Source organism: Streptomyces sp. AMJ-169, assembly GCF_055597585.1.
Genome location: NZ_JBVLTJ010000011.1, coordinates 1 through 23,460, shown reverse-complemented (window position 1 = coordinate 23,460; position 23,460 = coordinate 1). Strand labels below are relative to the sequence as shown.

At 70.4% G+C, this 23,460-nt stretch carries 22 protein-coding genes, 1 tRNA gene and 1 pseudogene; 2 read left to right on the top strand and 22 right to left on the bottom strand.

All coding sequences use genetic code 11. From position 1 onward, the window contains the following. Nucleotides 1-106: 106 nt before the first annotated feature. From ACYUD3_RS25770 to ACYUD3_RS25675, 20 genes are all read right to left on the bottom strand, one after another. The gene (locus ACYUD3_RS25770) at nt 107-922 is read right to left on the bottom strand and encodes a F0F1 ATP synthase subunit delta (protein WP_470974285.1); all 816 of its coding nucleotides are present in this window, start codon (nt 920-922) and stop codon (nt 107-109) included. After that, the gene (locus ACYUD3_RS25765) at nt 919-1,467 is read right to left on the bottom strand and encodes a F0F1 ATP synthase subunit B (protein WP_470974282.1); all 549 of its coding nucleotides are present in this window, start codon (nt 1,465-1,467) and stop codon (nt 919-921) included. The genes ACYUD3_RS25770 and ACYUD3_RS25765 overlap by 4 nt, the downstream gene beginning before the upstream one ends. A 46-nt stretch (nt 1,468-1,513) precedes the next feature. Further along, complete coding sequence (gene atpE / locus ACYUD3_RS25760) at nt 1,514-1,744, bottom strand: ATP synthase F0 subunit C (protein WP_073889576.1); 231 nt, start codon at nt 1,742-1,744, stop codon at nt 1,514-1,516. Between the two features lie 74 nt (nt 1,745-1,818). Further along, entirely contained in the window at nt 1,819-2,640 is an 822-nt protein-coding gene (gene atpB, locus ACYUD3_RS25755; RefSeq protein WP_470974279.1) for a F0F1 ATP synthase subunit A, read from the bottom strand. 225 nt (nt 2,641-2,865) lie between these two features. Continuing rightward, a complete protein-coding gene (locus ACYUD3_RS25750) occupies nt 2,866-3,279 on the bottom strand; it encodes a hypothetical protein (protein WP_470974276.1) in 414 nt (137 codons plus the stop codon). Nucleotides 3,280-3,598: 319 nt separating this feature from the next. Further along, nucleotides 3,599-4,885: an MraY family glycosyltransferase gene (locus tag ACYUD3_RS25745; RefSeq protein WP_470974273.1), complete on the bottom strand. Its 1,287-nt coding sequence runs from the start codon at nt 4,883-4,885 to the stop codon at nt 3,599-3,601. A gap of 148 nt (nt 4,886-5,033) precedes the next feature. Further along, on the bottom strand, nt 5,034-6,284 hold the full coding sequence (locus ACYUD3_RS25740) for a serine hydroxymethyltransferase (RefSeq protein WP_470974269.1): 1,251 nt from the start codon (nt 6,282-6,284) through the stop codon (nt 5,034-5,036). A gap of 58 nt (nt 6,285-6,342) precedes the next feature. Further along, nucleotides 6,343-7,002: an arsenate reductase/protein-tyrosine-phosphatase family protein gene (locus ACYUD3_RS25735; protein ID WP_470974267.1), complete on the bottom strand. Its 660-nt coding sequence runs from the start codon at nt 7,000-7,002 to the stop codon at nt 6,343-6,345. A gap of 43 nt (nt 7,003-7,045) precedes the next feature. After that, nucleotides 7,046-7,693, bottom strand: coding sequence for an L-threonylcarbamoyladenylate synthase (locus ACYUD3_RS25730; RefSeq protein WP_470974264.1), 648 nt, complete (start codon nt 7,691-7,693; stop codon nt 7,046-7,048). Between the two features lie 40 nt (nt 7,694-7,733). After that, entirely contained in the window at nt 7,734-8,573 is an 840-nt protein-coding gene (prmC, locus tag ACYUD3_RS25725; RefSeq protein ID WP_470974948.1) for a peptide chain release factor N(5)-glutamine methyltransferase, read from the bottom strand. Between the two features lie 78 nt (nt 8,574-8,651). After that, nucleotides 8,652-9,728, bottom strand: a complete 1,077-nt coding sequence (prfA, locus tag ACYUD3_RS25720) for a peptide chain release factor 1 (RefSeq protein WP_470974261.1) — start codon at nt 9,726-9,728, stop codon at nt 8,652-8,654. Nucleotides 9,729-9,833: 105 nt separating this feature from the next. Next, nucleotides 9,834-10,058 carry a 50S ribosomal protein L31 gene (gene rpmE / locus ACYUD3_RS25715; RefSeq protein ID WP_079659527.1) on the bottom strand — a complete coding sequence of 75 codons (225 nt, stop codon included), beginning with the start codon at nt 10,056-10,058 and terminating at the stop codon, nt 9,834-9,836. Between the two features lie 148 nt (nt 10,059-10,206). Further along, entirely contained in the window at nt 10,207-11,271 is a 1,065-nt protein-coding gene (locus ACYUD3_RS25710) for an LCP family protein (protein ID WP_470974258.1), read from the bottom strand. Nucleotides 11,272-11,400: 129 nt separating this feature from the next. Next, on the bottom strand, nt 11,401-13,422 hold the full coding sequence (gene rho / locus ACYUD3_RS25705; RefSeq protein WP_470974256.1) for a transcription termination factor Rho: 2,022 nt from the start codon (nt 13,420-13,422) through the stop codon (nt 11,401-11,403). A 451-nt stretch (nt 13,423-13,873) separates the two neighbouring features. Beyond that, nucleotides 13,874-14,803 (bottom strand): homoserine kinase, encoded by a 930-nt coding sequence (gene thrB, locus ACYUD3_RS25700; RefSeq protein WP_470974253.1) that lies wholly within the window; start codon nt 14,801-14,803, stop codon nt 13,874-13,876. 241 nt (nt 14,804-15,044) lie between these two features. After that, entirely contained in the window at nt 15,045-16,103 is a 1,059-nt protein-coding gene (gene thrC / locus ACYUD3_RS25695; RefSeq protein ID WP_470974251.1) for a threonine synthase, read from the bottom strand. A gap of 6 nt (nt 16,104-16,109) precedes the next feature. Then, nucleotides 16,110-17,402: a homoserine dehydrogenase gene (locus ACYUD3_RS25690; RefSeq protein ID WP_470974249.1), complete on the bottom strand. Its 1,293-nt coding sequence runs from the start codon at nt 17,400-17,402 to the stop codon at nt 16,110-16,112. Nucleotides 17,403-17,548: 146 nt separating this feature from the next. Beyond that, the gene (gene lysA, locus ACYUD3_RS25685) at nt 17,549-18,940 is read right to left on the bottom strand and encodes a diaminopimelate decarboxylase (RefSeq protein ID WP_470974246.1); all 1,392 of its coding nucleotides are present in this window, start codon (nt 18,938-18,940) and stop codon (nt 17,549-17,551) included. Nucleotides 18,941-19,286: 346 nt separating this feature from the next. Further along, nucleotides 19,287-20,612, bottom strand: coding sequence for an ArgS-related anticodon-binding protein NrtL (gene nrtL / locus ACYUD3_RS25680; RefSeq protein ID WP_470974243.1), 1,326 nt, complete (start codon nt 20,610-20,612; stop codon nt 19,287-19,289). A gap of 123 nt (nt 20,613-20,735) precedes the next feature. Continuing rightward, a complete protein-coding gene (locus tag ACYUD3_RS25675; RefSeq protein ID WP_470974241.1) occupies nt 20,736-21,242 on the bottom strand; it encodes a response regulator in 507 nt (168 codons plus the stop codon). A 108-nt stretch (nt 21,243-21,350) separates the two neighbouring features. Here ACYUD3_RS25675 and ACYUD3_RS25670 point away from each other — a divergent pair. Then, nucleotides 21,351-21,422: transfer RNA gene (locus tag ACYUD3_RS25670), tRNA-Arg, on the top strand. 133 nt (nt 21,423-21,555) lie between these two features. On the opposite strand, the gene ACYUD3_RS25665 is transcribed toward ACYUD3_RS25670, so the two are convergent. After that, on the bottom strand, nt 21,556-22,011 hold the full coding sequence (locus tag ACYUD3_RS25665) for a hypothetical protein (protein ID WP_470974239.1): 456 nt from the start codon (nt 22,009-22,011) through the stop codon (nt 21,556-21,558). 14 nt (nt 22,012-22,025) lie between these two features. Between ACYUD3_RS25665 and ACYUD3_RS25660 the strand changes: the two genes are divergently transcribed. Further along, a complete protein-coding gene (locus ACYUD3_RS25660; protein WP_470974236.1) occupies nt 22,026-22,421 on the top strand; it encodes a contact-dependent growth inhibition system immunity protein in 396 nt (131 codons plus the stop codon). A gap of 97 nt (nt 22,422-22,518) precedes the next feature. Here ACYUD3_RS25660 and ACYUD3_RS25655 read toward each other — a convergent pair. Beyond that, a pseudogene (locus ACYUD3_RS25655) lies at nt 22,519-23,107 on the bottom strand (transposase); the annotation flags it as partial. Between the last annotated feature and the right edge of the window lie 353 nt (nt 23,108-23,460).

Genomic DNA, 23,460 nt, shown 5'->3' with positions numbered 1-23,460 from the left:
TTGTTGGGCCCGAAGTTTCACTTGGGGGGATGGGGACTCCCCCCTGAAAGAGGTGAATCCTCTGCACGGCCCAACCAGGGCCGTATTTCTACGTCTTGTGGTGCTGCTAGCTCGCCATGCGGCGGGCGGCGTCGTCGATGCGGTCCGCGACGGAGCCGTTGATGACCTCGTCGCCGACCTGCACCCGGATCCCGCCGAGGACCGCGGGGTCCACGTCGAGGTTGAGGTGCATGGTGCGGCCGTAGAGCTTCGCCAGCGAGGCGCCGAGGCGCTGCTTCTGGCCGTCGCTCAGCGGGACCGCCGAGGTGACGACGGCGACGATCCGGTCGCGGCGCTCGGCGGCGAGCTTGGAGAGGGACTCCAGGCCCGCTTCCAGGCTACGTCCGCGCGGTGCGGTGACCAGCCGGGTCACCAGCCGTTCGGTGGCCGCGTCGGCCCGGCCGCCGAGCAGGCTGTGCAGCAGCTCGCTCTTGGCCGAGGCGGTGGCCTTCCGATCGGTCAGCGCGGAGCGCAGTCCGGTGCTGGAGGCGACGATCCGGCCGAAGCGGAACAGTTCGTCCTCGACGCCGTCGAGCCGGCCGAGCTTCTGGGCGGCCGTCAGGTCGGCGGTGTCCGCCAGCTCCTCCAGCGCGTCCACCAGGTCGCGCGACTGCGACCAGCGGCTGCGGACCAGTCCGGACACGAGGTCGAGGGTCTCCCCGCCGACCTGGCCGGTGAGCAGTCGCCGGGCCAGTTCGGCCTTGGCCTCGCCGGACTGCGCCGGGTCGGTGAGGACCCGACGCAGGCTGACCTCGCGGTCGAGCAGCGCGGTGACGGCGGCCAGCTCGCCGGCGAGCGCGGCGGCGTCGACGGACGTGGAGTCCGTCAGCGCGTCCAGGCGCTCGCGGGCGGCGGCCAGTGCCTCGCGGCTCGCTCCGTTCATCGCGCCGCCTCGGCCTTCTCCTCAAGGTCATCGAGGAAGCGGTCGATCACGCGGCTCTGGCGGGCGTGGTCCTCGAGGGACTCCCCGACGAGCTTGCCGGCCAGTTCGGTGGCGAGCTTGCCGACGTCCTGACGCAGCGCGGAGGAGGCGGCCTTGCGGTCGGCCTCGATCTGCGCGTGTCCGGCGGCGACGATCTCCTCGCGCTGGCGCTGGCCTTCGGCGCGCATCTCGGAGATCAGCGCGGCGCCCTGCTCCTGGGCCTCCTGGCGCAGCCGGGCGGCCTCGTGCCGGGCTTCGGCGAGCTGGGCCTTGTACTGCTCCAGGACGCTCTGGGCCTCCTGCTGCATGGCCTGCGCGTCTTCGATACCGCCTTCGATGGCCTCGCGGCGCTCTTCCAGAACCTTGTTGATGTTCGGGAGGAGCTTCTTGGCGAGGAAGCCGAAGACGATGACGAAGGCGATGAGGCCGATGACGAGCTCGGGGATCGGCGGGACGAGGGGGTTTTCCGCCTCCCCACTCGCCGCCAGGATGAGCATCTGGCTCATGTCGTTGCCTTTCGTCGGATCAGCTGTCGGTCAGCCTGAGGGTGAATCAGGTGCCGTAGACGAACGGCATGACCAGACCGATCAGGGCGAGCGCCTCACAGAAGGCGAAGCCGAGGATCTGGTTGGCGCGGATCAGGCCGGCAGCTTCGGGCTGACGGGCGAGCGCCTGGGTGCCGTTACCGAAGATGATGCCGACGCCGACGCCGGGGCCGATGGCCGCAAGGCCGTAACCGACGGAACCGAGCGAGCCGGAGACAGCGGCAAGGGTCTGGGACATGCCAGTTCTTCCTTCTTCTTTACGGACCGGTGGGGGTTGGCCACCGGACGATCAGGGGGTGGTGGCAGGGTGACTCAGTGGTGTTCGGCGAGCGCGCCCTGAATGAAGCTGCACGTCAGCAGAACGAAGACGTACGCCTGAAGGGCCTGGACGAAGAGCTCGAAGGCCGTCATCACCAGGACCATGATGAACGAGACGCCGGCGTAGGCGATGCCGATGCCGTTCAGCAGGTACCAGCTGGCGATCGTGAAGAGCAGCAGCAGGGTGTGGCCGGCGAACATGTTCGCGAAGAGCCGGACCGCGTGCGTGAACGGACGGACGATCAGGTTCGACAGCAGCTCGATCGCCATCGACAGCGGCAGCACCGCGCCGAGCGACTTGTCGTAGCCGGTGAAGTTCTTGAAGGCGCCGACGAAGCCGTGCCGCTTGAAGGTCAGCGAGACCCACGTGATGTACACGATGAGCGCGAGGACCAGCGGGTACGAGATGATCGACGTCACCGGGAACTGGGCCAGCGGGACGATCGACCAGAGGTTCATCATCCAGATGAAGAAGAACAGCGAGACGACCAGCGGTACGTACTTCTCGCCCTCCTTCTTGCCGATGGTCTCGTAGACGACACCGCGGCGGATGAAGTCGTAGCCGGCCTCGGCGACCATCTGGAGCTTGCCCGGGACGACCTTGGGCTTGCGGAAGGCGGCCCAGAAGAAGCCGACGACGATGATCGAGCCGAGCAGCGCCAGCAGCATCGTCTTGTTGAAGTACACGTTGCTGTCACCGTCGCCCCACAGGGGCTGGAACAGGAACGAGTGCAGGCCGGGAGCCGGGAAGCCACAGCCGTCGAAAATGTGGCAGTCGGTCTCGAAGGCGAGCACCTGCGTCGGGTCAGCACTCACCGCGGGCTCCTTCAGCGTGGCGCATAGGTACGGCAACCTCGTTGTGTCGGCGCGGCGCTTCGCCGCAGTTCGGCACGGGACTGGTGGTTCGGATGTGGGGGCGGCTCGGGGGCATCTCGCCTCGCGATGGAGCAGGCGTCAGCTCGGATGCCCGCGCCCGCGATGCCGCAGTTGGCACCGGACGATAGCAGGATCTCTCAGACGTCTTTATCCCGGCCCTACCCCTCACGACGAATGCCCTGATTTCTCGGGCTCGACGTAGAGGATCTTGGCCTTCATGTGGGCACGCGTCTGCGCCCCGATCCAGGCCAGGGTGGCCACGAGCAGGGTGACGGCGAAGGCCTTGGGATTGAACAGCGTCGTGTTCTTGAACGCGGCCATGAAGATGAACAACAGGAGAATCTGCGCCGCGTACAGCATCAGGCCCATGGCCTGGAAGAGATGCGGAAGCGTTTTCGCGGTGCGCTGGAGCACGTACAGCCCGATGCCCATGAAGAGCATCACGATGACGGTCGCCACACCGGCCCCGATCGCCCCCTTGCCGCCGGCCACGACGCCACCGACGACGGCGGCGATCACGCCGACGGCCGCGGTGGGCACGGCGGCCTGGGCCAGGTTCCGGACGTCGTTGGACGGCATGGCGGCAGCTCCGCTTTTCAAATCAAAAGGAGGAAGGGGTGTCGTCATGGACGAGCGTAGACCCGGTTCGAGGGGGCGAGTCCTCGGGACTTCGGACCGTCGCACTTGGGTCCTTCGGCTCTGTCCGGGTTCTCGTGAACCGTATCACAAACTATTTGATGAGGTCTTTACCTCGAAGGGGTGCTGACTGTCACACGTGAGAGTGACAGTGCCCGCGTGAGCGAGAACCAGGGGGAGATGTCTGGTATTAGGGCGCTTCGCACCCTCCCGGTTCCCCCACGAGTTGGCAATGCTCTCGTCAGATTCTTACCTTGGGGTCTCACCTTTGAGGGATCCGCGAACGGGGTCCCACGGCGGTCGCCCCGTTGACGCCGGCCCCCACAGGTGTACGCGATTGCGTGGTCTCCGCCGGGAGTTCGGCCGGCGCCGGCGCGACCTTGCGGCGGCGGTAGCGGGGCGGGACGAAGGACTGGGCCCACAGCGGGGCGCGCGGGGTGAAGCGGGGCAGGAGCAGCAGCACCAGGCCGACCGCGCTCAGGAAGACGACGCCGAGGACGATCCACATCGAGGCCGAGTTCACCGAGTAGCCGAGGGCGCCGAAGGCGATGAGCGCCGACCAGAAGTACATGATCAGCACGGCCCGGCTGTGCGAGTGCCCGACCTCCAGGAGCCGGTGGTGCAGATGCCCCCGGTCCGCGGCGAACGGCGACTGCCCGCGCCAGGTGCGGCGCACGATCGCCAGGATCAGGTCGGCCGCCGGGATCGCGATGATCGTCAGCGGCATCAGCAGCGGGATGTAGACCGGCACCATCTGGTGGACGGTGTTGCGCTCGGACCCGGCGAACAGCTTCATCACGTCCGGGTCGACCTGCCCGGTCACCGAGATCGCCGCCGCCGCGAGCACCAGCCCGATCAGCATCGACCCCGAGTCGCCCATGAAGATCCGCGCCGGGTGCATGTTGTGCGGCAGGAACCCGACGCACATCCCCATCAGGATCGCCGCGAACAGCGTGGCGGGAGCGGCGGCCTCGATGCCGTACGAGTACCAGATCCGGTAGGCGTACATGAAGAACGCGGCGGCGGCGATGCAGACCATGCCGGCCGCGAGCCCGTCCAGGCCGTCCACGAAGTTCACCGCGTTGATGGTGATCACCACCAGCGCGACCGTCAGCAGCGTCCCCTGCCACTGGGTCAGCGCGACCGTCCCGACCCCGGGGATCGGCAGCCACAGGATGGTCAGGCCCTGGACGACCATGACGCCCGCGGCGATCATCTGCGCGCCCAGCTTGATGAGGGCGTCGATCTCGAACTTGTCGTCCAGGACGCCGATCAGCCAGATCACCGCGGCCCCCGACAGCAGCGCGCGCGGCTCGTTCGACTTCTCGAAGACCTCGTTGAGGTTGGTGAGGTGATCGGCGACGAGCAGGCCCGCGCACAGGCCGAAGAACATGGCGATCCCGCCGAGCCGCGGAGTGGGTTCCCGGTGCACGTCACGCGCCCGGATCTCCGGCATCGCCCCGGCCACGATCGCGAACTTCCGCACCGGCCCGGTCAGCAGATACGTCACCGCGGCCGTGATGCAGAGCGTCAGCAGGTATTCACGCACGGGCTTCCCCACAGGTCTCGCTGGCCATCTCAGCCCCACACCCTAGCGATGAGCGCATACGGATGGAGACATCCGGGTAGCCACGATGGTTGCACGTCCGGCTGTGCGCCCATGCAATACGGTCCCCGGGCCGCGTCCGTTCACCGCGTCACGGGCGCCGATCGCCCCGGTACGGGGCGAACGCCCGCCCCAGCTCCGCCACCTCCTCACGCACTCTTCGCACCGCCACCTCATCCCGGACCACCCCCGCCATCAGCGCCGCGATCCGCGCCATCTCCCGCTCCCCCATCCCCTGCGTGGTCACCGCGGCGCTCCCCAGGCGCAGCCCGCGCGCACCCCCGCCGGGCAGCGCGCAGCAGTCCAGCACCAGGCCCGCGGCGGCGAGCCGGCCCCGCGCGGCCCGTCCGTCCATGCCCAGCGGCGCGGGGTCGACGGTGATCAGATGGGTGTCCGTGCCGCCCGTGGAGAGCGCCATCCCCTCCGCCGCGAGCCCGGCGGCGAGCACCTTCGCGTTGGCGACGACCTGCCGCGCGTACCCGGCGAACGCGGGCGCCGCCGCCTCCCCGAACGCCACCGCCTTCGCGGCGATCGTGTGCATCTGCGCCCCGCCCTGCGTGAACGGGAAAACCGCCCGGTCGACCCGTTCCGCGAGCTCCTTGCCGCACAGGATCATCCCGCCGCGCGGCCCGCGCAGCACCTTGTGCGTGGTCGCGCAGACGACGTCGGCGTACGGCACCGGGTTCGGGGCCGCTCCCCCGGCGACCAGGCCGATCGGGTGCGCGGCGTCGGCGATGAGGTAGGCGCCGGCCTCGTCGGCGGCCTCCCGGAACGCCGCGTAGTCGAGGTGGCGGGGGTAGGCGATCGAGCCGCACACGATGGCCTTGGGGCGGTGTTCGCGGGCCAGGGCGCGCATCCCGGCGTAGTCGATCAGGCCGGTGTCGGGGTCGAGCCCGTAGGGGACGAAGTCGAACCAGCGGCCGGAGAAGTTCGCGGGCGAACCGTGCGTGAGGTGGCCGCCGTGCGGGAGGCCGAGGGCGAGGACGGTGTCGCCGGGCCGCAGCAGGGCCGCGTATGCCGCCAGCACCGCCGAAGAGCCGGAGTGGGGCTGGACGTTGGCGTGTTCGGCGCCGAACAGCGCGCGGGCGCGGGCGGCGGCGATCCGCTCGGCCATGTCGACGATCTCGCAGCCCCCGTGGTGGCGCGCCCCCGGATACCCCTCGGCGTATTTGTTGGCGAGCGGGGAGCCGAGCGCGGCGAGGACGGCGGGCGAGCAGAAGTTCTCCGCCGCGATCAGCTGGAGCGAGGCCGTCTGCCGGCGGACCTCGGCGAGCAGCACCTCCGCCAGCTCGGGGTCCTGCCGGCGCAGGGCATCACTCTCAAGGGCGGGCGTGACCGACATCGTGGACTCCGGTGCGTCGAAAAGGACGTACCCCCAATGTAGGACCGCCCGCCCCGCGTCACATCTGGGCCGGGACCCCCGTCAGGGCCGTGACGACGGGGTCGAGGGCCTGGTGTATCTCGCCGCCGACGGAACGGAAGTACGGCAGGGGCGCCCCGTAGGGGTCGTGGACCTCGTCCGCCTCCGCCGTGGGCGCCAGCAGCCAGCCGCGCAGCGCGGCGGCGGCGCGGACCAGGGCGCGGGCGCGCATCACCAGGCCCTCTTCCAGCGGGGGCAGGGTGGCGGGGTCTATGGCCCGCACCAGGCGGGTGAACTCCTTCAGCGTGAAGGTGCGCAGGCCCGCCGAGTGGCCCATGGAGATGACCTGGGCGCGGTGGTCGCGGGTCGCGGTGAGCACGAGGTCGGCGCGGATGACGTGCTCGTCGAGCAGCTCCCGCCCGGTGAACCCGGTCGCGTCCGCGCCGAACTCGGCCAGCACCGCCTCGGCGTTGGCCTCCATCGGCGCGCCCTCGTGCCCCCACGTCCCGGCGCTCTCCACGATCAGCCCGCCGCCCAGGATGCCGAGCCGCTCGGTCACGAAGTGCCGGGTCAGCCGCTCGGTGATGGGGGAACGGCAGACGTTGCCGGTGCTGACGTGCAGGATGCGAAAGCTGTCGCGCGGAAAGCCGAAGGTGGTCGTCACCTCCGCGAGCGACTCCCCGCCGCCTATGCCCGGCATGGGGTGTCCCCCCGGGGGGTGCGGCGGGCGCGGGCAGGGCCCCTCAATTCGCCACCTCAAGATCGGGGACGACCTTGCGCAGCTCCTCCGCCGAGATCGCCCCGGCCCGCAGCAGCACCGGCACCTCGCGCGTCACGTCGACGATCGAGGAGGGCAGGTTGCCGGGGGTCGGGCCGCCGTCGAGGTAGACGGAGACGGAGTCGCCCAGCATGTTCTGCGCGGCGTCGCAGGTCTCCGGCGCCGGGTGCCCGGTGAGGTTGCCGGAGGAGACGGCCATCGGGCCGACCTCGGTGAGCAGTTCGATGGCGACGGGGTGCAGCGGCATGCGGATCGCGACGGTGCCCCGGGTGTCGCCGAGGTCCCACTGGAGGGACGGCTGGTGTTTGGCGACCAGCGTCAGGGCGCCCGGCCAGAACGCGTCGACGAGCTCCCAGGCCAGCTCGGAGAAGTCGGTGACCAGGCCGTGCAGGGTGTTCGGGGAGCCGATCAGGACGGGCGTGGGCATGTTGCGGCCCCGCCCCTTGGCGGCGAGCAGATCGACGACGGCCTCCGAGGAGAACGCGTCGGCGCCGATGCCGTACACCGTGTCCGTCGGCAGGACGACCAGCTCGCCCCGGCGGACGGCGGACGCGGCCTCGCGCAGACCGGTCATGCGGTCGGTCGCGTCGTTGGTGTCGTAGCGCCGTGCCATGTCTAACAAGCCTCCTGCTGGAATCCGGAAACAGCCGTCGTCACGGCATCGCCTTGCGCGCGGTCGCGAACCTCGGGCGGTTGTTGAGGTCGGGGTGGTCGGCCGCGTCGGCCCAGCCGAGCTCCTCGGTGAAGATCCACGGGACCTGGCCGCCCTGGGTGTCGGCGTGCTCGACGACGACGACGCCGCCGGGCCGCAGCAGCCGGTGCGCGGTGCGCTCCAGGCCCCGGATCAGGTCGAGCCCGTCCTCACCGGAGAACAGCGCCAGCTCGGGGTCGTAGTCGCGGGCCTCGGGGGCGACGTACTCCCACTCGGTGAGCGGGATGTACGGCGGGTTGGAGACGACCAGGTCGACCTGGCCGTCGAGGTCGCGGAAGGCGTCCAGCGCGTTGCCCTGGCGCAGGTCGACGCGGGAGTCCGCCATGTTCCTGCGGGTCCACACCAGCGCGTCCTCGGACAGTTCCACGGCGTGCACCTTGGAGCGCGGCACCTCCTGCGCGAGGGCGAGCGCGATCGCGCCGGAGCCGGTGCACAGATCGACGATGGTGGGCTCGACGACGTCCATGGCGCGCACGGCGTCTATGGCCCAGCCGACGACCGACTCGGTCTCCGGGCGGGGTACGAACACGCCGGGGCCGACCTGGAGTTCCAGGTAGCGGAAGTAGGCCCGGCCGGTGATGTGCTGGAGCGGCTCGCGCTGCTCGCGCCGGGCGATGACCTCCCAGTAGCGGGCGTCGAAGTCGGCGTCCTTCACGGTGTGCAGATGGCCGCGCTTCACGCCGTGCACGAACGCGGCGAGCTCCTCCGCGTCGGTGCGCGGCGAGGGCACTCCGGCGTCGGCGAGCCGCTGGGTGGCCTGCGCCACCTCCGCGAGCAGCACGCTGCGGGGGTTGGGGGTCCGCCCCCCGGGGTCTTGCCGCACGCTCGTCCTCCGTCGTCCCTCGTGTCGCTTGCTGGCTTACGCGGCGGCGAGCTTCGCCGCCGAGTCCGCGTCGACGCACGCCTGGATCACCGCGTCCAGCTCGCCGTCCAGGACCTGGTCCAGGTTGTACGCCTTGAAACCGACGCGGTGGTCCGAGATGCGGTTCTCCGGGAAGTTGTACGTACGGATCTTCTCGGAGCGGTCGACGGTGCGGACCTGGCTGCGCCGGGCGTCGGCGGCCTCCCGCTCCGCCTCCTCCTGCGCCGCGGCGAGCAGCCTGGAGCGCAGGATACGCATCGCCTGCTCCTTGTTCTGCAACTGGCTCTTCTCGTTCTGGCAGGAGGCGACGACTCCGGTGGGCAGGTGCGTGATGCGCACCGCGGAGTCGGTGGTGTTGACGGACTGCCCGCCGGGCCCGGAGGAGCGGTAGACGTCGATGCGCAGATCATTGGGGTTGACCTCGACCTCGACCTCCTCCGCCTCGGGCGTGACCAGCACACCGGCGGCGGAGGTGTGGATACGGCCCTGCGACTCGGTGGCCGGCACCCGCTGCACGCGGTGCACCCCGCCCTCGTACTTCAGCCGCGCCCAGACGCCCTGCCCGGGCTCGGTGGCGCCCTGTCCGCCCTTGGTCTTGACGGCGACCTGGACGTCCTTGTAGCCGCCGAGTTCGGACTCGGTGGAGTCGATGATCTCGGTCTTCCAGCCGACGCGCTCGGCGTAGCGCAGATACATGCGCAGCAGGTCCCCGGCGAACAGGGCCGACTCGTCGCCGCCGGCGCCGGCCTTGATCTCCAGGATGACGTCCTTGTCGTCGGACGGGTCCCGGGGCACGAGCAGCAGCCGCAGCTTCTCGGTGAGTTCGTCGCGCTGTTTGTCGAGCACCTTGACCTCGGCGGCGAACTCCGGCTCCTCGGCGGCGAGTTCACGCGCGGTCTCGATGTCCTCGCCGGTCTGCTTCCAGGACCGGAACGTCGCGACGATGGGGGTCAGCTCGGCGTAGCGCTTGTTCAGCCTGCGCGCATTGGCCTGGTCGGCGAAGACCGACGGGTCGGCGAGCTTCTTCTCCAGGTCGGCGTGTTCCGTGACCAGTTCTTCGACGGCCTCGAACATCTCGGTGCTCCTGTGTACGTGGGTGAAGTGGGCGGCGACCAAAAACGCCGGTCCCGGCCTGTCCCTGGGCGGGGACACGGCCGTGGACCGGCGGTAAGGGGCTCGCTACTTCTTGGAGCCGGCGGCAGCCTTGCCGAAGCGGGCCTCGAAGCGGGCCACGCGGCCACCGGTGTCGAGGATCTTCTGCTTGCCCGTGTAGAACGGGTGGCACTCGGAGCACACATCGGCGCGGATGGCGCCGGACTCGATGGTGCTACGGGTGGTGAACGAGGCGCCACAGGTGCAGCTGACCTGCGTCTCGACGTACTCGGGGTGGATGTCGCGCTTCAAGGTGTCTCCTAGTTTCACGGGAGGGCGCCGGGTCGCTGCCGCGGATGCGGGGCGTGAACCGGAGCCGACGTCCCAGTCTGCCAGGACTGGGGTCATACGCCCAAACCGGGGGGTGAGGGGTTCTATTCCCCGGGCCCGCCGGGAGCGCCTAGGCGGCGCTGACGACTCCGCCGGCCTCTCCCGTGGCGTTCCCCTCGGTGGCCGTCTTCGGCACGGCCTGGTCGTTCCTGAGCGCCGTCCAGACCTGTGCGGCCTTGGTCTCGGAGACGATGACGCGGTTGGGGTTGGCCGGGTCGTACTGGACGGGCATCGTGACCATCGTCATGCCCGCCGGGCTGATGCTCTTGAGGCCGTCGGCGAAGGACATCAGCGAGTTGACCGAGCCGAGCCCGGAGTCGGTGGTGACGGCCTTGGTGGCGGTGTCGGCGAGGCCGTAGAGCTTGGTGGGGCTGGTGAACAGGCCGATCGACCTGACCTGGCCGGCCAGGGCCTTGATGAAGGCCTGCTGGAGCTGGATGCGGCCGAGGTCGGAGCCGTCGCCGACGCCGTGCCGGGTGCGGACGAGGCCGAGGGCCTGCTGGCCGTCGAGGGTGTGGGTGCCGGCCGCGAGGTCGAGGTGGCTGTCGGAGTCCTTGATGGCCTTGGTGGTGGTGACCTGGACCCCGCCCAGCTCGTCGATGAGCTTCTGGAAGCCGGAGAAGTCGACCTCCAGGTAGTGGTCCATCCGCAGGTCCGTCAGCGCCTCGACGGTCTTGACCGCGCAGGTGGCGCCGCCGGTGGAGTACGCGGAGTTGAACATCACGCCGGAGGCCGCGTCATGGGTGACGCCCTTGGCGTCGGTGCAGGCGGGCCGCTCGACGAGGGTGTCGCGGGGGATCGAGACGACGGTGGCCTTCTTGTGGCCCTGGTAGACATGGACGATCATCGCCGTGTCCGAGCGGGCGCTGCCGTCGTCGCTGCCGCCGCCGAGGCTCTTGTTGGCCCCCGAGCGCGAGTCCGAGCCGAGCACCAGGATGTTCTCCGAGCCGTTGTCGGCCTTCGCGGGCCGCGCGCTGCCGAGGGCCTGGTCGATGTCGACGCTCTTGATGTTGCCGTTGAGCTTGACGTACAGGTACCCCGCACCGGTCCCGCCGAGAACGACGACGCCGGCGGCGACCCAGGCCGCGATCAGCAGCCCCCGGCGCTTCGGTTTGCGGTGGTTCGGTATGGACATAGAAGCCAGGGTTACATAAGTCGCCACACCCGATCAAAAACGTAAGGAAAATCAAAGAAAGCGGCCACCCCCTCGCGAAGAGGGGACGGCCGCTTCCTTGAGATCCGCTTCCGCGGAACCGAGGGACGATCAGTCGCCGTTGCCCGGCGTCGGCGTCGTCTTCTGGATCTGGAGCAGGAACTCGGCGTTCGACTTCGTCTGCTTCATCTTGTCCAGCAGCAGCTCGATCGCCTGCTGCGAGTCGAGCGCGTGCAGCACCCGGCGCAGCTTCCAGACGATGCCCAGCTCCTCGGCACCGAGCAGGATCTCCTCCTTGCGGGTACCGGACGCGTCGACGTCGACAGCCGGGAAGATCCGCTTGTCGGCGAGCTTGCGGTCGAGCTTGAGCTCCATGTTGCCGGTGCCCTTGAACTCCTCGAAGATCACCTCGTCCATGCGGGAGCCGGTGTCGACGAGCGCGGTGGCGAGGATGGTCAGCGAACCGCCGTCCTCGATGTTGCGCGCGGCACCGAAGAACCGCTTCGGCGGGTAGAGGGCCGTCGAGTCGACACCACCGGACAGGATGCGCCCGGACGCCGGGGCGGCCAGGTTGTAGGCACGGCCCAGACGCGTGATCGAGTCGAGCAGCACGACGACGTCGTGGCCCAGCTCGACCAGCCGCTTGGCGCGCTCGATGGCCAGCTCGGCGACCGTGGTGTGGTCCTCGGCCGGGCGGTCGAAGGTCGAGGAGATGACCTCGCCCTTCACCGACCGCTGCATGTCGGTGACCTCTTCCGGACGCTCGTCGACCAGGACGACCATCAGGTGGCACTCGGGGTTGTTGTGCGTGATCGCGTTGGCGATCGCCTGCATGATCATGGTCTTGCCGGTCTTCGGCGGGGCCACGATCAGACCGCGCTGGCCCTTGCCGATCGGCGAGACCAGGTCGATGATCCGGGTCGTCAGGACGCCCGGGTCGGTCTCCAGGCGCAGCCGGTCCTGCGGGTACAGCGGCGTCAGCTTGTTGAACTCCGGGCGGCCGCGGCCGTGTTCGGGCGCCATGCCGTTGACGGAGTCGAGACGGACGAGCGCGTTGAACTTCTCGCGCCGCTCGCCGTCCTTGGGCTGGCGGACCGCGCCGGTGACGTGGTCGCCCTTGCGCAGGCCGTTCTTGCGGACCTGGGCGAGGGAGACGTACACGTCGTTGGGGCCCGGCAGGTAGCCGGAGGTCCGGATGAACGCGTAGTTGTCGAGGATGTCGAGGATGCCCGCGACGGGGATCAGGACGTCGTCGTCGGCGATCTGCGGCTCGCTGGTGCCGATCTCGTCCCGGCCGCGCCGGCCCCGGCGGTCCCGGTAGCGCCCGCGCCGGCCGCGCCGGCCGCCGTCGAAGTCGTCGTCCTCGTCCAGGCGCGGACCGTTGTCGCGCGGGCCGCTCTGCTGCTGGCGCTCCTGACGGCCGCCCTGCTGCTCCTGACGGTCCTGCCGGGGCTGGCGCTCCTGGCGCTCCTGACGGTCCTGGCGACCGCCCTGGCCCTGCTGGTCCTCGGCCTTGCCGCGGCGGTCACGGCCGCGCTCACGGCGGCCCTGGCGGCGGCCGTCGGCGTCGTCGGCCTGCGCCGCGTCGGCCTTGGCGGGCTCGCCGCGCACCTCGGCGACGGCCGGCTCGGCGGCGGTCGCGGCGGGGGCGCCGGCCTCGGCGGTGGCGCGGCGGCGGCCCCGGCGCTCGGCGGGGGCGTCACCGGCGGGCTGGCCGGGGATCTCGATCTGCTGCTGGGCCACGGCCTGCTCGGCGGCGGGCGCGGCCTCCTCTGCCTTCTTCACCGGGGCGGCGGCCGCGGCGGGCGCCTCTTCGGCGGTGCGGGTGCGGGCGGCACGGCGCTTGGGCTTGGTCTCGGCGGCGTCGCCGGCGGGGGCAGCGGCGGTGGCCTGGGGAGCGGCGCCCCCCTGGGCCTCCTTGATGACCTCGATCAGCTGGCTCTTGCGCATCCGCGCAGTGCCCTTGATGCCGAGGCCGGAGGCGACCTGCTGAAGCTCGGCCAGCACCATGCCCTCGAGGCCGCTGCCGCGGCGCCGCCGGGAGCCGGCACCGGCAGGCGCGGCAGCGTCCGTGGCGGGCGCGGCAGCGGTCTCCTCGACACGCGCGCCCATCAGATCGGTGGTGTCGCTCACGAAGGGTCCTTCCCTGGAGCGGGCGTCGGCCTGTCTGGCTCGGCGACCGGTTGTGCTGTCCGGTTCCGGTCCTTTTGGTGGGGACGGAGCCGGGGCGGTGGTCCGCCAAAACGGCGGAAGAGTTTTCTGGAGATGGCGCTACCCCGACCGACCGTGGCACCCGGTGTCGGTGTCACGAGGCGTGGTCGCACCGATTCCGCAGCTCCCCCAGAGGGGGTACCCCCGACTGGTGACCACTCGGCGTCGATGTGCGGCGTACTGCCCAGGTACGACGTACGAGACGCGAGTGGGCTCGGGGAGCTCCCGGAAGAAAGTCTGTCCCGGACGGGGACACGAAGCACCTCGCCATGGTGGGGTCGGGTGCAGACTTGAGATTAACACTACCGGGTCCAACAAACATTCCCCCTCTCGAAATCCGGCGCCGATTCCCGTTCACGGATCGCCGGAGGGTCTACAGGTCGCCGGAGGGTGCCAGGGGCAGCACGCTCGCCCCTCGCTGGTCCAGGCCGAGCCGGTTGGCGGCCCAGTGCGGGCCGGCCAGTGCCTCGACCTTGTCGGCCGTGTCCGCGTCGGCCAGCGCCATCACGGTGGGTCCGGCGCCGGAGATCACGGCGGGGATGCCGTCGGCGCGCAGCCGTTCCACGAGGGCGGCGCTCTCCGGCATCGCGGGGGCGCGGTACTCCTGGTGCAGCCGGTCCTCGGTGGCCGGCAGCAGCAGGTCGGGGCGGCGGGTGAGGGCCTCGACGAGCAGGGCGGCCCTCCCTGCGTTGGCGGCGGCGTCGACGTGCGGGACGGTGCGCGGGAGCAGTCCGCGCGCGGTCTCGGTGAGGACGGGTTTCCCGGGGACGAAAACCACCGGAACGATGGAATCGGCGGGGTCCATCCTGATGGCGCGGGCGGCGCCGGACTCCATCCAGGAGAGGGTGAACCCGCCGAGCAGGCAGGCCGCGACGTTGTCGGGGTGGCCCTCGATCTCGGTCGCGAGCTCCAGCAGTGCGGCGGTGTCGAGCCGGGACTCGCCGCCTATGGTCACGGCGCGGGCGGCGACGATGCCCGCGCAGATCGCGGCGGAGGAGGAGCCGAGGCCCCGGCCGTGCGGGATGCGGTTGGCGCAGACGATCTCCAGGCCGCGGGGCTGGCCGCCGAGGACGTCGAAGGCGGTGCGCAGGGAGCGCACGAGGAGGTGGCGCTCGTCGCGCGGGAGGGTCTCGCTGCCCTCCCCCGCGATGTCGATGTGCAGACCGGAGTCGGCGACCCTGACGACGACGTCGTCGTAGAGCCCCAGCGCGAGGCCGAAGGCGTCGAAGCCCGGGCCCAGATTGGCGCTGGTGGCGGGGGTGCGCACCCGGACGGCGGCGGCGCGGAAGGCTGGACCGGCCATCGCTCGATGAACTCCTTGAGCTGCGGAACTGTCGAATGACATTCGATGACGTGATGAAGAGGTACCGGAAAGGACCCTCGGGACGCGGCCGAAAAGGCGCGCCGCCCTGCCTGTGCACGGGCATATGCGGCAGGCGGGTTCGGCACAGCTTATCGAAGGAAGGTTCTGTGGCGACATAGGGCGCACAGGAGGCGCACGATGCGTGTCGCAAGCCCCCTGTGCACCCCTGCCGGGGAATTCCCTAGAGCAGCCCGAGCCGTTCGGCGGCGATGGCCGCGTCGACGGGGACGGTGACCGGCTGGGGGGCGCCGGCGACGGCCCAGTCGGGGTCCTTCAGGCCGTTGCCGGTGACCGTGCAGACGATGGTCTGGCCGGGGTCGACCTTGCCCTGCTCGGCGGCCTTCAGCAGACCGGCGACGGAGGCGGCGGAGGCGGGCTCGACGAAGACGCCCTCCTGCGCGGCCAACAGCCGGTAGGCGCGCAGGATTTCGCGGTCGGTGACCTCGTCGATGAAGCCGCCGGACTCGTCGCGCGCGGCGATGGCGTAGTTCCAGGAGGCCGGGTTGCCGATGCGGATGGCCGTCGCGATCGTCGAGGGGTCCTTGACGACCTCACCGCGCACGAGGGGCGCGGAGCCGGACGCCTGGAACCCCCACATGCGGGGCGTGCGCGTGGCGGTCTTGTCGGCGGCGTACTCCTGGTAGCCCTTCCAGTAGGCCGTGATGTTGCCGGCGTTGCCGACGGGCAGGACGTGGATGTCGGGGGCGTCGCCGAGCATGTCGACGATCTCGAAGGCGGCCGTCTTCTGGCCCTCGATGCGCACCGGGTTGACCGAATTGACCAGCGCGACAGGGTAGTTGTCGCTGAGGCCGCGGGCGAGGGTGAGGCAGTCGTCGAAGTTCCCGTCGACCTGGAGGATCTTCGCGCCGTGGACGAGGGCCTGCCCCATCTTGCCGAGCGCGATCTTGCCGCGCGGGACAAGGACGGCGCAGACCATCCCCGCGCGCACGGCGTAGGCGGCGGCGGACGCGGAGGTGTTGCCGGTGGAGGCGCAGATGACGGCCTGCGCGCCCTCCTCCTTGGCCCGGGTGATGGCCATGGTCATGCCGCGGTCCTTGAAGGACCCGGTCGGGTTGGCGCCCTCCACCTTGAGGTGGACCTCGCAGCCGGTGCGCTCGGAGAGCACCTGCGCGGGGACGAGGGGGGTACCGCCCTCGCGGAGCGTCACGACGGGCGTCGTGTCCGACACCGGCAGCCGGTCCCGGTACTCCTCGATGATTCCGCGCCACTGGTGGGTCATTGCTGGTTACTCTCCTTCAACCCGCATGATGCTGGCGACACCGCGGACAGTGTCGAGCTTGCGCAGCGCCTCGACGGTCCCGGACAGGGCGGCGTCGGAGGCTCGGTGGGTGACGACGACCAGAGAAGCCTCGCCGTCCTTGCCCTGCTGGCGAACGGTATCGATAGAAACCCCGTGTTCGGCGAACACGGTGGCGACCTGGGCGAGAACACCCGGTTTGTCCGCCACGTCGAGGCTGATGTGATACCGCGTGACGACATCGCCCATGGGCGACACCGGCAGGGCCGCGTACGCCGACTCGCCGGGCCCCGTCGCCCCGCTGATCCGGTTGCGGCAGACGGCGACGAGGTCGCCGAGCACGGCCGAGGCGGTGGGCGCGCCGCCCGCGCCGGGGCCGTAGAACATGAGCTGTCCGGCCGCGTCGGACTCGACGAAGACGGCGTTGTAGGCGCCGCGCACGGAGGCCAGCGGGTGGGACAGCGGGATCATCGCGGGGTGGACGCGCGCGGTGACCGAGCCGCCGTCGGCGGAGCGCTCGCAGATGGCGAGGAGCTTGATGGTGCAGCCCATGTTCTTCGCGGAGGCGAAGTCGGCGGCGGTCACCTCGGTCATGCCCTCGCGGTGGACGTCGTCGAGGCGGACGCGGGTGTGGAAGGCGATCCCGGCGAGGATGGCGGCCTTGGCGGCGGCGTCGAAGCCCTCGACGTCGGCGGTCGGATCGGCTTCGGCGTATCCGAGGGCGGTCGCCTCGTCGAGGGCCTCCTGGTAGCCGGCGCCCGTGGAGTCCATCTTGTCGAGGATGAAGTTGGTCGTGCCGTTGACGATCCCGAGCACCCGGTTGACCTTGTCGCCGGCCAGCGACTCGCGCAGCGGCCGGATCAGCGGGATCGCGCCGGCGACGGCGGCCTCGTAATAGAGGTCCTTGCCGTGCTCCTGGGCGGCGGCGTGCAGCGCGGCGCCGTCCTGGGCGAGCAGCGCCTTGTTCGCGGAGACGACCGAGGCGCCGTGCTCGAACGCGGCGGTGATGAGGGTGCGGGCCGGCTCGATGCCGCCGATGACCTCGATGACGACGTCGATGTCACCGCGCTTGACCAGGGCGGTGGCGTCGGTGGTGACGAGGGCCGGGTCGATGCCGGCGCGGACCCTGCTCGGCCGGCGGACGGCGACCCCGGCCAGCTCGACGGGGGCCCCGATCCGTTGCGCGAGGTCTTCGGCGTGCGTCGTCATGATGCGCGCCACCTCTGAGCCGACCACTCCACAGCCCAGCAGCGCCACCTTCAGCGGACGCGTACGCATCATGCGACCTCGTTTCCTCATACCGTCACAATGGGACCAGTCTCACTCACCGGACCGCAGTTTCTGCCCCGGGTCCGGATCGTGAGACGTCTATTTCATTTTCTCCGGACGTGCGGACAGGAGATTCTCCCGCCGTTGCGACCCGGGGTCTACCCGACGTCCAGCCGCAGAAGATCCTCTTCCGTCTCCCGCCGCACGATCAGCCGCGCCTGCCCGTCCTTGACCGCGACGACCGGCGGCCGGGGCACGTGGTTGTAGTTGCTCGCCATCGACCGGCAGTACGCGCCCGTCGCCGGCACCGCGAGCAGGTCACCCGGTGCCAGGTCGGCGGGCAGGAACGCGTCCTTCACGACGATGTCACCGCTCTCGCAGTGCTTGCCGACGACGCGGGAGAGCATGGGCGCGGCGTCCGAGGTCCGCGAGACGAGGGCGACGCTGTACTCCGCGTCGTACAGCGCGGTACGGATGTTGTCCGACATGCCGCCGTCGACGGAGACGTAGGTGCGCAGCCCCTCCAGCGGCTTCAGCGTGCCGACCTCGTACAGGGTGAAGGCGGTGGGGCCGACGATCGCGCGGCCCGGCTCGACCGAGATGCGGGGGGTGCGCAGGCGGGCGGCGTCGCAGGCGCGGGTGACGATCTCGTTGAGGGCCTTGGCGATCTCGTGGGGCTCGCGGGGGTCGTCGGCGCTGGTGTAGGCGATGCCGAGGCCGCCGCCGAGGTCGATCTCGGGCAGTTCGACGCCGTGCTCGTCGCGGACCTCCTTCAGCAGGCCGACCACCCGCTGGGCGGCGACCTCGAAGCCGGACATGTCGAAGATCTGCGAGCCGATGTGGCTGTGGATGCCGATGAGTTCGAGGCTGTCGAGCTGGAGCGCGCGGCGGACCGCCTCGGCGGCCTGGCCGCCGGCCAGCGGGATGCCGAACTTCTGGTCCTCGTGGGCGGTGGCGATGAACTCGTGGGTGTGCGCCTCGACGCCGACCGTCACCCGGATCTGCACCCGCTGGCGCCTGCCGAGCTCGCGGGCGATGTGCGCGACACGGACGATCTCCTGGAAGGAGTCGAGGACGATCCGCCCGACGCCGGCCTCCACCGCCCGCCGGATCTCCTGGACGGACTTGTTGTTGCCGTGCAGCGCGATGCGCTCGGGGGGCATGCCGGCGGAGAGGGCGGTGGCGAGTTCGCCGCCGGAGCAGACGTCGAGGTTGAGCCCTTCCTCGTGCAGCCAGCGCACGACGGCGCGGGAGAGGAAGGCCTTGCCGGCGTAGAAGACGTCGGCGTCCGGGCCGAAGGCGGCGCGCCACGCCTGCGCCCGGGCGCGGAAGTCGTCCTCGTCGAGCACGTACACCGGGGTGCCGAACTCCTCGGCGAGCGCCGCGACGTCGACGCCGCCGACCCTGACGGCCCCGTCCTCACCGCGGCCCACCGTCCGGGCCCACACCTTCGGGTCGAGGGCGTTGAGGTCGGCCGGGGGGGCGGCGTAGTGCCCCTCGGGGAGGACATCCGCGTGCCGGGGGCCTGCGGGGTGTGCGGAACGGCTCATGCTTCTGGCTTTCTGGTGAACGTGTCCGAGCGGGGCGGGACTTGGGCCACGGGGGCTTTGGCTCCGCTGAAGAAGCTTGGGCCACTGGGGACTTGGGCTCCGCTGAAGGGGCCTGGGCCGCTGGGGCTTGGGCTTTCGGGGGCGGGGCTTGGGTCTCTGGGGCTTGGGCTTTCGGGGGCGGGGCTTCGGCTGTGGAGTACGGGGCTTGGGCTCTGGGGGCGGCTTGGGCCCTGGTGAAGGGGCTTGGGCCGGGGCCGGGTTCCGGGCGGCGGGGCTTGGGGCCTCGGTCCGGGCTTGGGTCTCGGGTCGGAGCTCGGGTCTCGTACGGGGCTTGGGTCTCGGGTGCTCAGAGGTGGTCGGGTGCGTCTATGCCGAGCAGGGTCAGGCCGCCGGCCAGCACCGTCCCGGCGGCGTCGGCGACCGCGAGCCGGGAGCGGTGGGCGGCCGAGGGTTTCTCCTCGCCGAGGGGGAGGACGTCGGGGAGCAGGGGGAGGGTGGCGTCGGCCAGGGCCAGGAGGTGACGGGTGAGGCGGGAGGGGGTGGAGGGGGTGGGGGTCAGGAGGCGGGGGTAGTCGGTGAGGAGGGGGAGGAGGGGGGTGGGGATGTGGGGGGTTGGGGGGGTGTCGGGGTTCTCGGTGTGCGGGGGGTTCGCGGGGGCCGGAGTGTCGGTGGCCGAAGGGGTTTCGGGGGTCGCCGTGCTGTCCCGGCGGGGCGTCCCGGTGCGGGGCCGGTTCGGGGGCAGCGGGGGGCCGGGGTTCGGGGGCGGGGTCGTCGGAAGCGGGTCGCCTGGGGGCGAGGGCGAGGGCGCCGGTTGCAGGTCACCCGGGGGCGAGGGCGGGGCCGTCGGCAGCGGGTCGCTCGGGTTCGAGTGCGGGGCCGCCGGTTGCAGGTTGTCCGAGGTCGAGCGCGGGGTCGTCGGCAGGTCGCTCGGGGTCGAGGGCGGAGTCGTCGGCAGGTCACCCGGCGTCGAGGGCGGAGTCGTCTGCTGGGTCACCCCCAGTTCCCTCGCCGCTCGCTTCGTCGCCTGGATGCGGGCGTGGGTGTAGCGGATGCGGAAGAGGGGGTTGGTCTCGCGTTGGGCGAGGTGGTCGCCGGTGATGCGGGGGCGGTCGTGCGGGGCCGGGTGGAGGAGGGCCCAGCGGGCGGCGTCCGGGCCCAGCGGGGTGGGGTCCTGCGGGGACGGGACGGGGCGTACGTCGGCGGGTTCGCCGTACGCGATCTCGGCCCGGCCGCCCTGCGCCTCGACGATCCTCACCATCACCTCGGCGATGGCGCGCGCCCTCACCTCGTACGGGATCCGCACCACGGTGACCTGCCCGGCGAGCGCGTCGCTGTGGCCGTAGCGCTCGCCCTCGGCCAGGATGCGGTGGATCAGGGCGGTGCCGGCAGTGTCGTCGAGGGTGATGTTCAGGAAGCCCGGGCCGGTGATCGTCACCTCGGAGATGCCGGGGGCGGCGGTGAGGCGGTCGCGCAGGAGTGCGGCGATCTCCAGGGGCGGGCGGCCGGCGGGCTTGGCCAGCTGGAGGGCGATGCTGGTCGCGTAGTCGCCGTTGCCGCCGGGTCCTGGGGGTGTCACCACGGCCCGCGCCGGCACCTCGACCCGCAGCTCACCGGCGTCGACGGCGTGCCGTACGGCACGCAGGACGGTGTCGGAGAGGTCTGCGGGGGTCACGGGGACAAGCGTATGGGAGGAGGGGGGTGGATATGCGAGCCGGTGGGGGTGAGGTTCCGGTATGTGGACGGGGGTGGGGGATCTGAAGGGGAAAGGGTTCCCCTTCCTGTCGCCGTCCTCTTGTCAGGTGCCCGCCTTCTCCCCCTCCCCTCTCTCGGGGGTCTCCCGGATGTCCTGGGGAGGGAAGCCGGGGACCGGGGGCCGGCGGCTCTGGGTGACGAGTCTGCGGACCACCGCGATCAGCTCGGACGGATCGAACGGCTTGGGGAGGAACGCGTCGACGCCGACGCCGTACCCCGCCTCGATCTCGTACGGGGTGCACGCGCTGATGACGGCCAGCGGGACCGCGCGGGTGCGGGGGTCGGCGCGGAGGCGGGCGGCGGTGCGGATGCCGTCGAGGCGGGGCATGACGACATCGAGGGTCACCGCGTCGGGCCGCACCTCATGGACGACTTCCAGACACTCGGCACCATCGCACGCGGTCACCACCTCGAACCCCTCCAGTTCGAGATTGACCCTGATCAGCTGCCGGATGACCTTGTTGTCGTCCACAACAAGCACCCGCCCCGACGCGCCTGGCACCCCTTGAGGGTAGGTCCGCCCCGGCCACCGCGTCCGGCTTTTCCCCACTTCCGCCCCGTAGGGGCGAGCCCCGGCCCGGAAACCGGGTCCGGACCCACCTGAGTGAGCTGGTAGTGTTCTACCTGTCGCCGCGAGCAACGCCGCAGAGCGATGAAAGCCCCCGTAGCTCAGGGGATAGAGCAACGGCCTCCGGAGCCGTGTGCGCAGGTTCGAATCCTGCCGGGGGCACTCGCCGGTCAATGACCTCAACTCATGGTCTGACCAGCGCGTGTGCCGGTAGAAAAGGGCGGGAGTCAGTCTCACTGACTCCCGCCTTTTCTCGTTGTCTCTCAGTGTCCGCAGCACACCTCCGACACACTTTTCAGGCTGCGCCGCGCTGTTCTTCGCCCGCCCCCATGCTCTCCTCGATCTTCTCGTCGTCCTCTTCCTCGCTGCCGTCGATGAGGCCCGCGTAGTGCCGGTCGATGACCTCCGGGGAGGCACCCGCGCGGCGGCCTGCTTCGGCGATCGCGAGGCCCGCCTTGACCTTGGTCTCGGGAAAGGCGTAATGCCTCGCCTCCACCCACACCCGGTAGTACGACGTCGAACCGACCGGCCCACCACGCTGGTTGTGAAAGACCCGACCATCCTTGGCCGCGCCGAACTCCTTCAGGTGGGCCCGGAGCATCGACACCAGCAGAGGCAGCATCGGCACCGGACGGTCGGCGTCGGGGTCGGGCATCTTCAGCCCTCGCCTGTCGTGCCGCTCCCCCGAATCGGTCCACTTCTTGCCCGAGACGGGGCGTGTTTTCCTCAAACTGCGTTTGAGATCTGACATGGGACGATCGGGCAGTGACTCGACTTGTGAACCGTGATCGCTCCCTTGAGGAGCTCCAGCACGATCGTTGGGCGGTCCCGTCGGGCGGTGAAACCCGGCTGATGGCGACCGTGCGCGAGCTTCGGCGCAAGCCGATCGGTGGCCTGACGGTTGAGGACATGCGGCTATTGATCAGGCAAGACGTGGGCCTTGCCTATCTCCTGCCTCTGGCGGTGGAGGTCCTCCGGATCGACCCACTGGCGGAAGGCGACATGTACGAGGGCGATCTGCTGGCCGCCGTGCTCACCAGAAATGCTGAGGTCTGGAGCGAGTCCCCCGAACTCGAGCGGGATGTCCGCCTGATCGTTGCGGAGTTGACCGACGTGCCGCCTGCGCTGAAACGTGAGGTTGACGGGTTTTTGGCTCTGTAGCCCCACCGACAGCAGCTACCGCGGCGAGGGGCCGGCAGGTTGTCCACGAGGAGTGCCGCACGAGCGGTCGTGGGCCGGGACGCATCGCAGCACGGCCCCGAGTGAGCCAGCGGACCATGACGCCGATCATGGCCCATCGGATCATCGTCTCGGCGTGGGCTGGCCTAGTCTCGTAGTCACGGGCCAGGGTCCGGTGGGCAGTGAGCCACGAAAACGTACGCTCTACCGCCCACCGCTTGGACTGAACCTGGAAGCCGCGCTGGCCAAGGTCCCTTGCGGACGATCTCCAGGTCGCGGCCGAGGATCTGTGCGGTCCACTCCACCAGGCGGCCGGCGAACCAGGTCGGCCCAGACCTTCCTGACGCCGGGATGGTCGAGCCTGGTCCACAGCAAGGGCCGCTTTGCGCCGTCGCGGTCCTGGATGCTCGCCGCGACGACGTGGACGGCCAGGATCAGCCCCAGGGTGTCGGTGACGATGAACCTCTTGCGGCCCTTCACCTTCTTACCCGCATCGAATCTTCTGGTGGCTGCTGGGACCGTACGGCCGTGCGTATGGACTGCGAGTCGATCAGGCCCGCGCTCGACTCCACGTCGCGGTCCGCGATCCGCCGCCGCGGATGCTGCTCCCGACGCCCGCCCTTCGGGCCCACCCGCGTCGGCGGGAGCAAAGGCTCCACCAGCACCCACAGATGCGGTGCTCGTTGAAGCGCAACTGCCATGGTTGCGATCATCCGCGCTTCCCTCACAGAAGAGGAACACCTCAAGACTCTGTGGCCTCAGAGGGAAGACGGGAGTTCAAACTCTGCTGGGGGACTCTTTTAATTTTGACCAGCCACACAAGAAGATCCAAGCTCCGGGAAACGCTCGACCCTTCAGCAGAAAGACAGTCGATCACTGCTTTGACGATACCGAGTTCACCGATCTCGTCGCCTCCGACGACCGGATCGGCACCACAGGTTATGGCACTCACTGAGCTTCTTCAGCGTTGTCGCTCCAGTGCGAGGACGGCTTTGGCGATTGACGTCATGCGGTTTGGACT